Source organism: Algibacter sp. L4_22, assembly GCF_023473045.1.
Taxonomy (GTDB): Bacteria; Bacteroidota; Bacteroidia; order Flavobacteriales; family Flavobacteriaceae; genus Algibacter.
Map to the genome: position 1 here is coordinate 1 of NZ_JAMCOK010000074.1, position 643 is coordinate 643.

Genomic DNA, 643 nt, shown 5'->3' on the forward strand with positions numbered 1-643 from the left:
CGTTGTAAGCAAGCTAACCGAAACCTAAAACAATGAATTTAAATAACCAACTTATGATTTTAAAAAAACGCAAAGGATTTTTGATTTTTATAGGAATTATATTATTCCTTTTCTTTAGTCCTTTTACTTATTTCAAAGCTCATACAAATATTGAAACTCAAAATAAATTAAATGAAAAAAATATTAATGGTTCAACAACAAAAATTGATACTCATAAAAAAGGAATATCCTTTAATGAAAAAGAAAATGAGTTAGGAAATGACGCTAGATTTAAGGTTACTAAATCTTCAATGCTAAATTTTGGAATTTATTCAAAAATCGCTAAAGAAATATCTTTCGAAAGAGTAATTAATGATGAAACGATAAAGACACTTATAAAAGCTGAAAGTGAGATTTGGGGATTGGGACAATCAAACGTAAAAAAGAACAATTTCAATGACATTATTAAAGATAGAATTGACAAAATATACGCAGAAAAATGAATATAATATGTTTGATTTACAAAAAGCCTGCTTACAACACAGTATATAAAAAATTGCTGTTTTTAGCTTAACCAATGTTAGTTGCTTTGTTTGCTAGCTTCTGATTTTCCTTCGGAAAATCCTCGCACACAAACACGCAACTTTCCATATACATAAACGTT

1 protein-coding gene is annotated in these 643 nt (G+C 27.1%); it reads left to right on the top strand.

The genetic code is table 11. The annotated features are described in order from the left end of the window. The first annotated feature begins 32 nt into the window (after positions 1-32). Entirely contained in the window at positions 33-482 is a 450-nt protein-coding gene (locus M4I23_RS19630; RefSeq protein WP_249755548.1) for a hypothetical protein, read from the top strand. The last annotated feature ends 161 nt before the right edge of the window (positions 483-643 follow it).